12 protein-coding genes and 2 pseudogenes are annotated in these 13,418 nt (G+C 69.2%); 3 read left to right on the plus strand and 11 right to left on the minus strand.

Going from position 1 to position 13,418, the window contains the following annotated elements:
* Nucleotides 1-106: 106 nt before the first annotated feature.
* Nucleotides 107-709: a nicotinate-nucleotide adenylyltransferase gene (gene nadD, locus F8566_RS48630; RefSeq protein WP_151571147.1), complete on the minus strand. Its 603-nt coding sequence runs from the start codon at nt 707-709 to the stop codon at nt 107-109.
* 139 nt (nt 710-848) lie between these two features.
* On the minus strand, nt 849-2,141 hold the full coding sequence (locus F8566_RS48635; RefSeq protein ID WP_225994219.1) for a phenylacetate--CoA ligase family protein: 1,293 nt from the start codon (nt 2,139-2,141) through the stop codon (nt 849-851).
* 312 nt (nt 2,142-2,453) lie between these two features.
* Here F8566_RS48635 and F8566_RS48640 point away from each other — a divergent pair, with 312 nt between their 5' ends.
* Nucleotides 2,454-3,494: a M48 family metallopeptidase gene (locus F8566_RS48640; protein ID WP_151571149.1), complete on the plus strand. Its 1,041-nt coding sequence runs from the start codon at nt 2,454-2,456 to the stop codon at nt 3,492-3,494.
* A gap of 304 nt (nt 3,495-3,798) precedes the next feature.
* Here F8566_RS48640 and F8566_RS48645 read toward each other — a convergent pair whose 3' ends face one another.
* The 7 genes from F8566_RS48645 to F8566_RS48675 form a co-directional block, all read right to left on the minus strand.
* The gene (locus F8566_RS48645; RefSeq protein WP_151571151.1) at nt 3,799-5,568 is read right to left on the minus strand and encodes a TIGR03767 family metallophosphoesterase; all 1,770 of its coding nucleotides are present in this window, start codon (nt 5,566-5,568) and stop codon (nt 3,799-3,801) included.
* Nucleotides 5,569-5,694: 126 nt separating this feature from the next.
* Nucleotides 5,695-7,044: a glutamate-5-semialdehyde dehydrogenase gene (locus F8566_RS48650; protein WP_151571153.1), complete on the minus strand. Its 1,350-nt coding sequence runs from the start codon at nt 7,042-7,044 to the stop codon at nt 5,695-5,697.
* A 21-nt stretch (nt 7,045-7,065) separates the two neighbouring features.
* Entirely contained in the window at nt 7,066-8,190 is a 1,125-nt protein-coding gene (proB, locus tag F8566_RS48655; protein ID WP_151571155.1) for a glutamate 5-kinase, read from the minus strand.
* Nucleotides 8,191-8,297: 107 nt separating this feature from the next.
* Nucleotides 8,298-9,692: a GTPase ObgE gene (obgE, locus tag F8566_RS48660; protein ID WP_151571157.1), complete on the minus strand. Its 1,395-nt coding sequence runs from the start codon at nt 9,690-9,692 to the stop codon at nt 8,298-8,300.
* Between the two features lie 96 nt (nt 9,693-9,788).
* On the minus strand, nt 9,789-10,046 hold the full coding sequence (gene rpmA / locus F8566_RS48665; protein WP_151571159.1) for a 50S ribosomal protein L27: 258 nt from the start codon (nt 10,044-10,046) through the stop codon (nt 9,789-9,791).
* A 14-nt stretch (nt 10,047-10,060) separates the two neighbouring features.
* Nucleotides 10,061-10,375, minus strand: coding sequence for a 50S ribosomal protein L21 (gene rplU, locus F8566_RS48670; RefSeq protein ID WP_151571161.1), 315 nt, complete (start codon nt 10,373-10,375; stop codon nt 10,061-10,063).
* 568 nt (nt 10,376-10,943) lie between these two features.
* Nucleotides 10,944-11,132: a DUF397 domain-containing protein gene (locus F8566_RS48675; protein ID WP_151571163.1), complete on the minus strand. Its 189-nt coding sequence runs from the start codon at nt 11,130-11,132 to the stop codon at nt 10,944-10,946.
* A 103-nt stretch (nt 11,133-11,235) separates the two neighbouring features.
* Between F8566_RS48675 and F8566_RS53220 the strand changes: the two are divergent.
* Together F8566_RS53220 and F8566_RS48680 are read left to right on the plus strand one after the other, a co-directional pair.
* Nucleotides 11,236-11,661 (plus strand): annotated as a pseudogene (locus F8566_RS53220) (hypothetical protein); the annotation flags it as partial.
* Between the two features lie 35 nt (nt 11,662-11,696).
* Nucleotides 11,697-11,915 carry a hypothetical protein gene (locus F8566_RS48680; protein WP_151571165.1) on the plus strand — a complete coding sequence of 73 codons (219 nt, stop codon included), beginning with the start codon at nt 11,697-11,699 and terminating at the stop codon, nt 11,913-11,915.
* Between the two features lie 501 nt (nt 11,916-12,416).
* Here the strand turns inward: F8566_RS48680 and F8566_RS48685 are convergent.
* Together F8566_RS48685 and F8566_RS48690 are read right to left on the minus strand one after the other, a co-directional pair.
* Nucleotides 12,417-12,500, minus strand: a pseudogene (locus F8566_RS48685) (IS5/IS1182 family transposase); the annotation flags it as partial.
* A 103-nt stretch (nt 12,501-12,603) separates the two neighbouring features.
* Nucleotides 12,604-13,335 (minus strand): SDR family oxidoreductase, encoded by a 732-nt coding sequence (locus tag F8566_RS48690; RefSeq protein ID WP_151571167.1) that lies wholly within the window; start codon nt 13,333-13,335, stop codon nt 12,604-12,606.
* Between the last annotated feature and the right edge of the window lie 83 nt (nt 13,336-13,418).

A 13,418-nucleotide genomic window follows, 5' to 3' on the forward strand; every position in this document is an offset into this window, starting at 1 on the left:
CCCGTTTTGTCGGCACTTGAACGTTGCGATCCGGATTCGGCCACAACGTGTTCACCATCCAGGGTATGGGCGGAAGGTAAAGGCCGGTAATCAATATGCGCCCTGTTCAGGCTGCGGGATCGCGGTAGAGGCCGCGTTTGTTGATGTACTGAACGATCCCGTCGGGGACCAGGTACCAGATGGGCTCGCCGGCCCGTACCCGGTCGCGGCACTCGGTGGAGGAGATCGACAGCGCGGGCACCTCCATGAGGCTGACCCGGCCGTTCGGCAGGCCCGGGTCGGCCAGCTGGTGGCCGGGCCGGGTGACCCCGATGAACTGCGAGAGCTCGAAGAGCTCGTCGGTGTCGTGCCAGGTCAGCATCTTCGCGAGCGCGTCGGCGCCCGTGATGAAGAACAGGTCGGCGTCCGGCCCGTGCAGGGCCCGCATGTCCCGCAGGGTGTCCACGGTGTACGTGCGGCCGGGCCGGTCGATGTCGATGCGGCTGACGGAGAACGTGGGGTTGGACGCGGTGGCGATCACGGCCATCAGATAGCGGTCCTCGGCCGGCGCGATCTTCTGGTCGGGCTTGTGGGAGGAGATCCCGGTGGGGACGAAGACGACCTCGTCCAGCGAGAAGAAGTGGGCGACCTCGCTGGCGGCCACGAGGTGGCCGTGGTGGATCGGGTCGAACGTGCCGCCCATGATCCCCAACCGCCGCTTTTGCGTCATGCCGACGAGAATAGCCAGCGGCCCGTGATCCGCTACGCCGTGCCCCGCCCGTTGTGTCCGAGGTCACCGGGGCCACCGGCTTCGTCGAGTCAGGCCCGGTACACCGGAAGGGGACCTCAGGCCAGGCCGAGCGGGGACGTCAGGCCAGGCCGGGCAGCGGGGGTTCTCCTCGTTCCCATGTCACGACCCGTACGGCCTTGCCGATCTCCACCCTCGGGATCGTGCCTGCGGGCAGGACCCTCACGTCCGCGTGCAGCCCCAGGTCAGCGCGCAGGTCGGCGACCAGCCGGGCTTGGGGGTCGCCGGGACCGAGGGCCTCGCAGGCCACGATCAGCCGCACCGCCGCCTCCTGGCGCCGGTCCACGACCAGCTGGTAGTGGGGTGCGACGAGGCCGGAGCCCAGCAGGACGCGCTCGACCTCGCTGGGATAGACGTTGACGCCCCTGATCACGAGCATGTCGTCGGCACGGCCGCGGATCTTGCTCATCCGGACGAGGGTCCGGCCGCACGGGCACTCGCCGCGCGTGAGGGAGGCGATGTCACCGGTCCGGTAGCGCAGGAGCGGCAGGGCCTGCTTGGTCGGGGTCGTGAAGACCAGCTCGCCGGGCATCCCTTCGTCTGCGGGTGCACCGGTCTCGGGGTCGATCGTCTCGACGATGAAGTGGTCCTCGTTGACGTGCAGCCCGTTCTGCTCAAGGCACTCGGTCGCCACACCCGGCCCGATGATCTCGGAGAGGCCGTAGATGTCGATCGCCTTGATCGGGAGCACCTTCTCGATCGCGGCCCGCAACTCCTCCGACCACGGCTCGGCGCCGAAGACCCCGGCCCGGAGGGACGTGATGTCCACCCCGGCTTCGGCTGCGGCCTCGCCGAGCCGGAGGGCGTACGCGGGCGTGCAGGTCAGGATGTCGGGCCGCAGGTCGGCGAGCATCCGCACCTGCCGTTCGGTCATCCCGCCCGACATGGGCACCACGGTCGCACCGAGGGCGACCGCGCCCTGGTGGATGCCGATCCCGCCCGTGAACAGCCCGTACCCGTAGGCGTTGTGCACGATGCTGTCGGCGGTCGCGCCCGCGCACGAGAGCGATCGCGCGCACATCGCCGCCCAGAGGTCGAGATCCGCGCGGGTGTACGCGACGAGCGTGGGCCTTCCTCTCGTACCGCTGGACCCGTGCACCGCGACGACCTGTTCCTGAGGAACGGCGAGCATGCCGAACGGGTAGTTGTCCCACAGGTCTTGCTTGACCGTGAACGGCAGCCGGTGCAGATCCGCGAGATGGATGTCCGCGCCACCGGTGACACCCGCGTCCTTGAGGCGGTCGCCCTGCACCCCGCCCGCCGCGATCAGCCTGTCGACCAGGCCCCAGAGCCGGTGGCGCTGCAGCGCCGCCCGCTCGTCCAGCGACATCGCCTCGGCCTTCGGATCGAACATCGCCCCTCCTCGCGCCCCATTGCGCCCCACCCCAGCCACCGTCAGCCCCCACTGACGGTCAGCGTCAGCCCCGGGCTGACGGCCAACGTCAGCACCGACCGACGGCCAGTGACGGTCCCGGCTGACGGCCACAGCGTCAGCCACTGCTGACGGCCGGCGTCGGCCAGGCTGTCGCCCGTGGTTGCCGGAAGTAGAGCGTGTGTAACGCTCCGGGCGCAAGCCCTTCGGGGACCAATGCAGGCCGTTCCTGGTCGGCGCGCCCATGGCGGGAACCCTGGGGGTAGGTGGTTCGTCGGACTTACCATGCCGGACATGACGACGAACACACCGGATCGAGCACGAACGCGCTTCCCGGGCATCAGCTCCCGGGCCTACGAACACCCGGCGGACCGCTCGGCGCTGGTGGCGCTCCGGTCCCTGACGGGGTTCGACACAGTCCTCCGCAAGATGTCCGGCCTCTTCAATGAGCGGGCGTTCCGTCTGATGTTCCTGGGCGGCACCGTGCGGGTCGGCGAGAACCAGTTCCACAATCTGCACGACATGGTCCGGGACGCCTGCTACATCCTCGACCTGCCTGAGGTCCCCGAGGTGTACGTACGGCAGAGCCCGGAGCCGAACGCGATGGCCCTCGGCTCCGACCGCCCGTTCATCGTCATCAACACGGGGCTGATCGACCTGCTCGACGACGAGGAACTGAGGTTCGTCATCGCGCACGAGGTGGGGCACATCCTGTCGGGCCACGCGGTCTACCAGACGATGATGCAGATCCTGCTCTCGCTCGGGAGCCGGCTGGCCTGGCTGCCACTCGGCAATCTCGGCATCGCGGCGATCATCATCGGGCTGAAGGAGTGGTTCCGGAAGGCCGAGCTGTCCTCCGACCGGGCCGGGCTGCTGGCCGGGCAGGACCTGGACGCCGCCAAGCGCACGATGATGAAGCTGGCCGGCGGCACGCGGCTGCAGGAGATGAGCAGCGAGGCGTTCCTTGAGCAGGCGCGCGAGTACGACGCGGCGGGCGACGTGCGCGACGGGCTGCTGAAGTTCCTCAACCTGCTGCCGCAGACGCACCCGTACGCGGTGATGCGCTTCGCCGAGATCGACAAGTGGGCGCACGGCGGCGAGTACGAGCGCATCCTGGCGGGCGACTACCCGCGCCGTGATGACGACGGCAGCGCCTCGGTCACCGACGAGATCCGGAACGCGGCCAAGTCCTACCGGGAGTCGTGGGAGCAGACGGCCGACCCGTTCATCGGCAAGGTCCGCGACGTCGCCGACGCCGCCGCCTCGGCCGCCGGCGGGCTCTTCGACCGCTTCGGCAACCGCCGGGACAACGGCCCCACGAACAGCTCCAACTAGAGCCGCCGGCAAGCCGGACGGCCAGCAAGCCGAGCCGCCGGCAAGCCGGACGGCCGACAAGCTGAGCCGCTAGCGAGCTGGGCGGCCGGCAAACCGAGTGGTCGGCCAACTGGCCACCGGCAAGCTGAGCCCGTCGGCAGGCCAAGCTGCCAGCAAGCTGAGCTGCCGGCAAGCTGAGCCGTCGGCAAGCTGAGCGGTCGGCGAACTCGGCGGTCGGCAAGTCTGAGGGATCAAGCGCGCAGCCCCGCGCTTGATCCCTTTGTTGTTCCACCTGGGCCAGCGGCCGCGCAGGGTGCGTCGCGGGTTAGAACGGGGCGGGGAGAAGGAGTTCGACGTTGCGGTCCTTGCGTTCGCCGCGGCGGTCCTCCTCGCGGTCCTGCCAATCGTTCCCCGCGAGCTCGCGCGACAGGGAGGCCAGGCGGACCGGGTCGCCGATCTTTCCGCCGAACGACTCGGGGCCCGCGGAGTCGAGCACCGTCGCGAAGATCGACAGGGTGCCGTCGCCGTTGTCGGCCAGCTCCACGATGCGGCTCTGCTGAGGGAAGTCGACGTGCGCCGCCGTGTTGACCTCCCAGAAACCGCCGCTTCCGGAGGTCCGGGCGTGCGGGATGACCTCGTTGACGTGCGTGTGCCCGTTCACCCACAGCACCACGTTCGGATAGCGCAGGAGCAGGGCCTTCACCTCGTCACCGAGCACCCGGCCGCCGCCGAGCGGGTTGGCCATCGAGTCGATCGTGTGGTGGCTGAAGAGCACGAACAGACGGTCCTTGACGACCGGGCGCCGTACGACGTTGCCCTTGGCGTCGAAGTAACGGCTGCTGCCCGCCTGGAGCTGCGCCTCCAGCCAGGCGAACTGGTTCCGGTCGAGCGAGCCTTCCGCATAGCCGTTCGGGTTGACCGTGTCGAGCACCAGGCCGCGCACCAAGCCCTTGTCGAACGCGTAGTACGCCGTTCCATCACGCAGGTTGGCCTGGGTGAAGCCGTGGCCTCGCAGTGACGTGCTCGTCGTGAAGTGCTCCCGTACGACCTCGGCACGCGACAACATGCGCCGTTTACGGTCGGGGGTGACCTGGCGGAACAACCCGGTGCCGCCGCTGCCGCGCTGCGTGCTGAGCCGGACGAGCTCGCGGCCGTCGGCGGTACGGAGCATCCGCGCGAGCTGCTCGGCCTGGGCGTCGCTCGCCGGGGCGCCGATCTTGATGCCGCCGGTGGCGAGCCCGGACAGGAGCGGGTTGGGCGGCAGGTTGCCCTGCATGAGCCCGTCGTGGTTGCCGAACACCGCGAGCCACGGCGAGTTGAGCCCGGTCGCCTGGAACGGGCGGCGCGCCGCGTCCAGCAGGCCCCTTACACGCGGGAAGCCGTACTGGGCCAGGGCGACGTCGGGCTTGGCGCCGGGCGGTGGGCCGTCCGGGTGCCAGTAGCGGGTGTCGTACGCGGCCCAGTCCTGCACACCTTCGAAGCGCCGGAGGTCACCGGAGTCGGGGTGGATCCGCCCGCCGTCGAGCAGGTCGATGATCCAGCGGAGCTCGTTGTACTGCACGTTGTCGGCGGCGTCGCCGGTGTTGATGGTGAACGCGAGGCCGAGGCCGGTCGCCGGGCCCCGCCCGACGCGGTTGATCGCGCGGACCATCGCCTCGGCGACCTGGGTCGTGAGGATCTCCTGCGGCCGCCAGGCGCCCTCGACCGGGAGCACGCTCAGCGCGTCCTTGAAGCGGTCGAGGAACTCGACGCGCGCCGGAGACTGCGCGTCGATGATGTGAACGTCGGTCAGATGCCCGAACGCGAGAAGGCCGCGGCGGCGGGCCGCGCGCGTGGGAGCCGCCGTTCCGCCCAGATCGCGGCGGAGCAGGTGCGGCTCGCCCGGTCCGGCGACGATCTTGCGGTAACCGCCGGCGCCGGGACGGCCGAGGAGCAGCGTGCGTTCGAGCGTGGTGCCCGCGACCGGACCGCGCAGCCGGGGGGCGGCGGTCGCGGCGGCGGGACGGGCTGGGAAGGCGGTCAAGCCTGCGGACGCGATCCCCGCGCCGAGGGCGGCGTTCTTCAGAACGCGGCGGCGGCTGATCTCAGCTGTCACAGCCGAGATCAGACCACACCGGTCGACGTGACATCAATAGCCAATTTGTCACACGATGAGTATCGCCAGGTCGCCGCCGCCATGGCCGGTATCGGCGCTCCCGCCGGTCGAGGCGCTCCGGGTGGTTCAGACTCCCTTGAGGTGGCCCTCCCCGACGACCACGTACTTGGTGGAGGTCAGTTCCGGAAGGCCCATCGGACCGCGGGCGTGCAGCTTCTGGGTGGAGATGCCGATCTCCGCGCCGAAGCCGAACTCCTCGCCGTCGGTGAAGCGCGTCGAGGCGTTCACCATGACCGCGGCCGAGTCGACCAGCGCGACGAAGCGCTTGGCGGCGGGCTGGGACGTGGTGACGATGGCCTCGGTGTGCCCGGAGCCGTACGTGCGGATGTGGGCCACGGCGTCTTCGAGGGTGTCGACCACGCGGGCGGCGATGTCGAGCGAGAGGTATTCGGCGTACCAGTCGTCCTCGGTGGCGGTGACGACGTCGTCGCCGTACGAGCGGACACGGTCGTCGCCGTGGACGGTGACGCCCTTGGCGCGGAGGGCCTCCAGCGCACGCGGGACGAAGACGTCCGCGATGTCGGTGTGCACGAGGAACGTCTCGGCGGCGTTGCAGACCGAGGGCCGCTGCGTCTTGGAGTTGACGAGGATGTCGACGGCGAGGTCCACATCGGCGTCGGCGTCCACGTACACCGCGCAGTTGCCGACCCCGGTCTCGATCACCGGCACGGTCGACTCCTCGACCACCGAGTTGATCAGCGAGGCGCCGCCGCGCGGGATGAGCACGTCCACCAGGCCGCGGGCGCGCATGAGGTGCTTGACCGACTCCCGGCTGGTGCCCGGCACGAGCTGGATCGCGTCGGGCGGGACGTCCGTTGAGCGCTGTTGGGGTTCGGCGGGGTGGGATGAACGGAGCGCGTCCTGCATGATGCCGACGAGGGCGGTGTTGGAGTCGAACGCGGAGGACGAACCGCGGAGCATCGCCACGTTCCCGCTCTTGAGGCAGAGGGCGGCGGCGTCGACCGTCACGTTGGGACGGCCTTCGTAGATGATGCCGACGACGCCGAGGGGCACCCGGATCTGGCGGAGCTCCAGACCGTTGGGCAGGACGTTCCCCCGTACGGTCTCCCCCACCGGGTCGGGCAGGGCCGCCACCTGTCGCACGGCGGCGGCGATCGACTCGATGCGCGCGACCGACAGGCTCAGCCGGTCGATCATGTACTCGGACGTGCCGGCCTCGCGTGCCCGCGCCACGTCGCCCTCGTTCGCCTTGACGATCTCGTCGGCGCGGGCGACGAGCGCGTCGGCGATCGTGTGCAGGGCCGCGTCCTTGGTGGCGCGCGGCAGCGGCGCCAGCACGGCGGCGGCCTCCTTGGCCCTGTTGGCCACGCGCAGGAAGGCGGCGCGCTCCTCCTCAGCCTGAGCGTTCGGCTCAGTCCGAGGGGTCGACTCCGCCTGAGCGTTCGACTCACTCATCACCGGCTCCCATCCAGGCCGTCAGGCCCGTGCCTCTTCGTCGGTTGTCAGGACGACGAGGTCATCACGGTGGATGATCTCGCGTTCGTATTCGGGGCCCAGTTCGCGGGCCAGCCAGCGGGTGGAGCGGCCCATCAGGTCCGGGATCTCCCCCGCGTCATAGTTCACCAGGCCGCGGGCGACCACGCGGCCGTCCGTTCCGCAGAGGTCCACGGGGTCGCCGGCGGCGAAGTCGCCCTCCACACCGGTGACCCCGGCGGGAAGGAGAGACTTGCGGCGCTGCACGATGGCCTCCACCGCGCCCGGGTCCAGCACGATACGCCCCTGGCCGGTGGTGGCGTGGGCCAGCCACAGGTGCCGGGTCGACCGGTGCCGCGTGTCCGGGTGGAAGTACGTGCCCACGGGCTCGCCGGCGATCGCGGCGGCAGCGGACGCGGCGTTCGTCAGGACGACCGGGATGCCCGCGATGCGAGCCGCCTCGACCTTGGTGACCATGCCGCCGGTGCCGACCCGGCCGGAGCCGCCCAGCTGGATGCCGCCCAGGTCAGCGGATGTGCGGACCTCGTCGATGCGGCGCGCACCGGGCTGGCGCGGGTCGCCGGTGTAGAGCGCGTCCACGTCCGAGAGAAGGATCAGGGCGTCGGCCCGGGTGAGGTGCGCGACGAGAGCTGCGAGCCGGTCGTTGTCGCCGAACCGGATCTCGTCGGTCGCGACCGCGTCGTTCTCGTTCACGATCGGCAGGACACCGAGGTTGAGCAGCTGCGCCATGCAGCGCTGCGCGTTGCGGTGGTGAACGCGGCGGATCATGTCGTCGGCGGTGAGCAGTACCTGCGCGACGCCCACCCCGTACCGCGCGAACGACGAGGTGTAGCGCGCCACCAGCAGGCCCTGGCCCACGCTCGCCGCAGCCTGCTGGGTCGCCAGGTCCGGTGGCCGCCGGGTCAGCCCGAGCGGCCCGAGCCCGGCGGCGATCGCGCCGGACGACACGAAGATGATCTCGGTGCCGGTGGCGCGCCGCGCGGCCAGCACGTCCACCAGCGCGTCGATGCGGTCGGCGTCGATCCTGCCCTGCGGGGTGGTGAGCGACGAGGAGCCCGCCTTCACCACGATGCGCCGGGCGGTGGCGATCGACTTTCGCGCGTTCATGCTCTCCCTCGGGGTGCGGAGGCACCGGAATCCCGGTGCCCGCCGGTCAGCCGGTCGGCCGTTGGCCCGGCGCGGGAAGCCGGGTGCCCGCCGGTCGGCCCATCTGCCTATCGGAACCCGTCCAGACGGCGGTCGGTGCCGCGCGGGCCGGGCGCGGTCTCGCCCGCGACGATCTCCGGCTCCCAGTCGAAGACGATCGACTCGTCGTTGGTGCCGATGAGAACGGTGGCGCCGGGCTCCGCGCCCGCGTTCGCCAGCGCCTCCTCGACACCGAGCCTGGCCAGCCGGTCGGCGAGGTAGCCCACGGCCTCCTCGTTGTTGAAGTCGGTCTGCCGCAGCCAGCGGACCGGCTTGGCACCGGTGATCAGGTACGTGTTGTCGCCCACGCTCTTGATCTCGAAGTCCACGCCGCCGATCTCCTTGGGCCGGATGACCAGGCGTGTGGGCTCGGGCGCGGGCAGCGAGGCCCGATAGTCCGCGACCATCTCGGCCATGGCGAACGACAGCTCGCGCAGGCCCTCGTGGGCGGCGGCCGAGACCTCGAAGACCCGCAGGCCGCGCTTCTCGAACTCGGGCCGCACCATCTCGGCGAGCTCCCGCGCGTCCGGCACGTCGATCTTGTTGAGCACCACGATGCGCGGCCGGTCCGACAGGGGCCGGTCGCCCAGCACCCGGTCGTACGCCTGCAGCTCCTGTTCGATGACCTCGAAGTCGCTGATCGGGTCACGGCCCGGCTCCAGCGTCGCGCAGTCGAGGACGTGGGCGAGCGTGGACGAGCGTTCGATGTGCCGCAGGAACTCCAGCCCCAGGCCCTTGCCCTCGCTGGCGCCCTCGATCAGCCCCGGCACGTCCGCGACCGTGAACGTGGTGTCGCCCGCGCTGACGACGCCCAGATTAGGGATCAAGGTCGTGAACGGATAGTCGGCGATCTTGGGCTTGGCCGCCGACAACGCCGCGATCAGCGACGACTTGCCCGCACTCGGAAAACCGACCAGCGCCACGTCCGCGACGCTCTTGAGCTCCAGCACGACGTCGGCCTCGTCACCGGGCTCGCCCAGCAACGCGAAACCGGGCGCCTTGCGCTTGGCCGAGGCGAGCGCCGCGTTCCCCAGGCCACCCGCGCCGCCCTTGGCGATCACGAACCGGGTGCCCTCGCCCACCAGGTCGGCGAGGATCTCGCCGTCCGGCGCTTTCACCACGGTCCCGTCAGGCACCGGCAGAACGACATCGTCGCCGTTGGCTCCCGTGCGATGGCTGCCCTGCCCAGGTTTGCCGTTGCCCGCCTTCCGATGGGGCCGCCGGTGATACTCCAGCAGGCTCGCCGCGTTGGAGTCCACGACCAGCGTCACGTCGCCCCCGCGGCCCCCGTTGGCCCCGTCGGGCCCGCCCAGCGGCTTGAACTTCTCCCGGTGGATCGAGGCGCAGCCATTGCCTCCGTTGCCCGCGGCGACATGCAGCACCACCCGGTCCACGAACTGGGCACCCTGTGCTCCTGCTGCCACGGTTTCCTCCCAAACGCCCCGTTCCGGGGCCTCAACCAAAACAAAAGGGGCGGACCCATCCGGTCCGCCCCTTTGTCAACGTCTCTGAACGGCGGACTACTCCGCCGGCGGGACGATGCTCACCGCGTTACGGCCACGGTAACGGCCGAACTCGACCTTGCCCGCGACCAGCGCGAACAGCGTGTCGTCGCCACCGCGGCCCACGTTGAGGCCGGGGTGGAAGTGCGTGCCCCGCTGGCGAACGATGATCTCGCCGGCGTTGACGGCCTGGCCGCCGAACCGCTTGACACCAAGGCGCTTGGCATTGGAGTCGCGACCGTTACGGCTGGACGATGCACCCTTCTTGTGTGCCATCTCCTACGCCTCCTTTACTTCGCAGCCTTGATACCGGTGATCTTGACCTCGGTGTACGGCTGACGGTGACCCATCCGCCGCTTGTACCCGGTCTTGTTCCGGTAGTGCATGATGTTGATCTTCGGGCCCTTGACCGCGCCGAGGATCTCGGCGGTCACCTCGACCTTGGCCAGGTCGCCGGGAGAGCTCACGACCTTGTCGCCGTCGACGAACAGCACGGCCGGGAAAACGACCGTGGAGCCGACCTCACCGGCCAGCTTGTCGACGGTGAGCACGTCGTCGACGGCCACCTTTTCCTGCCTGCCGCCTGCGCGGACAATCGCGTACACCGCGAAACCCTTCGTCTGCGCGCGCTTCCGGTCTGACCCGGTCCCGCGCGTGGTCTTCCAGCCCCCGGATGAGGGCCTACCCCCGGCCGGCGCCAAGAGCGGCACGCCAAAGGAGGCTCCTCCGGCGCTCTCTGCTTTGATCCCGCCACAGCGGGAGATGCTCACCGAGTCATGCCCGCCGGGGCCTCGGTGGCAAGTCAAACGGCGCGCTCACACGCGCCGAAGCCCAAGAATACCGGATCCCCAAGCCACAAAGCCAACCAAGCCAGAGAGCACCCCTCAAGAGCGACCCCAAGGGCACGGCCCTCGCTCCGCGAGGCCCACTCCACCGCCCCAGGCCCCAAGAGCATGGCCCTCGCTCCGCTCGAACAGCCTTATCGGGCCTCCCGCCCCGAGCCCCGAGCTGGGGGCAAGTCCCCAGACCCCCACCCCTTCAGTGGCCCAACCCCTCCGCAAGGCCAGTCCGCAAGGCCAGCGAGGCTCGTACAACTTCGTGGACAGCACGGAGACCCGAAACGCAGCAGAGCCCCAGCACACGGCCAAGGCTCCACGAACTTTGCTACTTAGATCAGACGCTCAGTTCGCCCCGCTTCACGCGGGCGATGAGATCAGCGAAGGTGTCAGCGGGGAGGCTGAGGTGTCCTGCCTCAGGAGCCTTGCTGTCCCGCACTACAACGGCTGAGGCAAGACGGGCCAACTCGACACAGTCTGTGCCCTGGGTTGTGCCGCTGTGGCTGGATTTGCGCCACTTCGTCATTCGTAGATCTCCAACTTGCTAGCGATGATGCGCTGCGAGGAGGCGACGGGCTCGGCCAGCGCCCCGATGCGGTCGTACCTTTTCCCGTACTTGCGCGGAGGCCCTCGTCGTGCCTGGGCTCCTCCAGACCCCCGACTATGCGGGGGCGCTCCTTACGGCTGGCAGGGCCGACGATGTGGAGGCCGCTATGTCTAGCGGAGACGCGACAAGTGTCTCCGGAAAGCGGATGCCCGTCAGGAGATGTCAAGAAGTCGCAGTAGATGGGCGGTGGGTGGGCGGAATGAGGCGCGACATGCGACACAACAGCGGCAATTCTCTTCAAACTCCGCAAGAGCGGGCAGAAGCCCTACGACAGAAGCACCGTGGCCGGTGGATGGTCCTCTGGTCGGTGTATGAGACGCGCTTCATCGCTTATCCAGTGTGGATAGGCGGCGGTCATATGCTCCGGGCAAGGACCGAGGCGGAGTTGGAGCGGCAGATGTCCGAGATCGAGCAAGCGTCGCTGCCGGTTCAGCCGGATCAACCGTGACGGCCGATGACGTTGGACGGGAGTCACAGCGGGCCATGCTGCTGGCAGCCATGGAGGTGGCCAGAGCCGCCTACGAAGAAGCCCTGCTCAAGCACGGTATGTTGCCGTCCACGGTGGCCTTGATCCACACCTACGCGGAGGCCAACCTCGCCGCGCTGGAAGAAGAACCGGACGATCCGATGGTTAGCTTGCTGGACACGGCGACCCCTTTTCCAGACAACGATCGCGACGTACCGGAGCAATCACCGCCATAGACCTCTTCAGGCTTGGCAGAGTGAATTTCGTTCCATGCAGGACACTAAGAACTGCCCATCGAGACCGTCGTGGATAACAAGAAGGAAGAACGCCACAGCTGGGGCGCGGCGCGAGCGGACAGGTGTGGGTTCTCAGCGATGGTTGACGTCGAGCCACGTTCCCAGCGTTGGTGGCGGCCTGCGGGCAGGTGACACACCGATGATGCCGGCGGGATAACCGTTTCCACATCAACGAGCACCATGTGTTGGAGCGGTCCTGGGCGCTCTGACCCTCGCGGCCGCCTTTCACGTTCTTGGTGACCCCTGGCCAACGTCACGAGGATGATCGGCATCGCTCCTGCGGCTCGCCGCAGCTCTGGATTCCTGACCCCGGCGGCTTACCACCGGGCATGTCCGGCCGGTGGTGCCGGGAGTGGCCGCAGACCAGGACCCGGAACGTGATCGGGCTGCTGTTCCAGTCAGCTGAGACCGCCGCCCCGGCCCAGCGGGTTAAGAGGTCGTTCATTTGGTGAGCCGGCGGCAGCAGCTGAGGGTTGCGGCGATGCCGACGAAGGCGGGGAAGTGTTCGGGTTTGCGTTCGTAGCGGCCGTTTCGGCCCGCGTGGGCGACGTGCGTTTGGCCCATCGCCGCCCGAAGCCTGGGCCGCTGCAGACCGGGGACGCGGGTTTCGTACGGCCTGGTTGACGAGCTACCAGGGCACCACCCCGGCGTCTTCGAAGAAGGAGCCGGTTGGGCCGTTGTCGGGCAGGGTGGCCAGGTGGATGGCTATGGCGGCGCCTTGTTGGGCGGTGCGGATGCCGCGGAAGCCGTTGAGGTCGGTTGCGCAGTAGCCGGGGCAGGCGGCGTTGATCAGGATGTTGGTGTCGTGCAGTTCCTTGGCGTACTGGAGGGTCACGGCGTTGAGGAAGGTCTTGGAGGGCGAGTAGGCGGCGGAGATCGGGCCTACGGCCTCCACGCCGGACTGAGAACTCTGGCGGGTGAGAGACCCGACGCTGCTGGACATGTTCACGATTCGCGGTGCGGCGGACCGCCTGAGCAGCGGCAGCATGGCGTTGGTGACGCGGATGACGCCGATCACGTTGGTCTCCACGACCGTTCGCATGGTCGCGGGGTCGACGGTCGTGGGTGTCTGTGGCATCCCACCGGTCACCCCGGCGTTGTTGACCAGCACGTCAAGCCGTCCGAAACGCTCGGAGAACAGGGAGGCTGCGGCAGTGACGCTCTCGTCGGAGGTCACGTCGAGGGGTACCGCGAACGCGTCGACTCCCTCGGCGCGGAGTTTCTCGACGGCCGCCGAGAGCCGCTCCGGGGACCTGGCCCCCACGCCGACGGTGTGGCCAAGGGCGCCGAGTCCGACGGCGATCTCGTATCCGATTCCCTTGTTAGCGCCGGTGATCAGCGTGATCGTCTGTTCGCTCATACCCGAAATCCTGGCCGTACGGCCGAGAGCACTCCAACACCGCCTGGGTAGCGATCAATACCTCGCGGGTATTGATCCCCGGG

The organism is Actinomadura rudentiformis (genome assembly GCF_008923185.1).
Classification (GTDB): Bacteria; Actinomycetota; Actinomycetes; order Streptosporangiales; family Streptosporangiaceae; genus Spirillospora; species Spirillospora rudentiformis.

What these genes read in the sequence shown, in the direction of transcription:
- nadD (WP_151571147.1), bottom strand. Translation starts at nt 709, where the DNA reads ATGACGCAAAAGCGGCGGTTGGGGATCATGGGCGGCACGTTCGACCCG.
- F8566_RS48635 (WP_225994219.1), bottom strand. Translation starts at nt 2,141, where the DNA reads ATGTTCGATCCGAAGGCCGAGGCGATGTCGCTGGACGAGCGGGCGGCG.
- F8566_RS48640 (WP_151571149.1), top strand. Translation starts at nt 2,454, where the DNA reads ATGACGACGAACACACCGGATCGAGCACGAACGCGCTTCCCGGGCATC.
- F8566_RS48650 (WP_151571153.1), bottom strand. Translation starts at nt 7,044, where the DNA reads ATGAGTGAGTCGAACGCTCAGGCGGAGTCGACCCCTCGGACTGAGCCG.
- proB (WP_151571155.1), bottom strand. Translation starts at nt 8,190, where the DNA reads ATGAACGCGCGAAAGTCGATCGCCACCGCCCGGCGCATCGTGGTGAAG.
- rpmA (WP_151571159.1), bottom strand. Translation starts at nt 10,046, where the DNA reads ATGGCACACAAGAAGGGTGCATCGTCCAGCCGTAACGGTCGCGACTCC.
- F8566_RS48675 (WP_151571163.1), bottom strand. Translation starts at nt 11,132, where the DNA reads ATGACGAAGTGGCGCAAATCCAGCCACAGCGGCACAACCCAGGGCACA.
- F8566_RS48680 (WP_151571165.1), top strand. Translation starts at nt 11,697, where the DNA reads ATGCTGCTGGCAGCCATGGAGGTGGCCAGAGCCGCCTACGAAGAAGCC.
- F8566_RS48690 (WP_151571167.1), bottom strand. Translation starts at nt 13,335, where the DNA reads ATGAGCGAACAGACGATCACGCTGATCACCGGCGCTAACAAGGGAATC.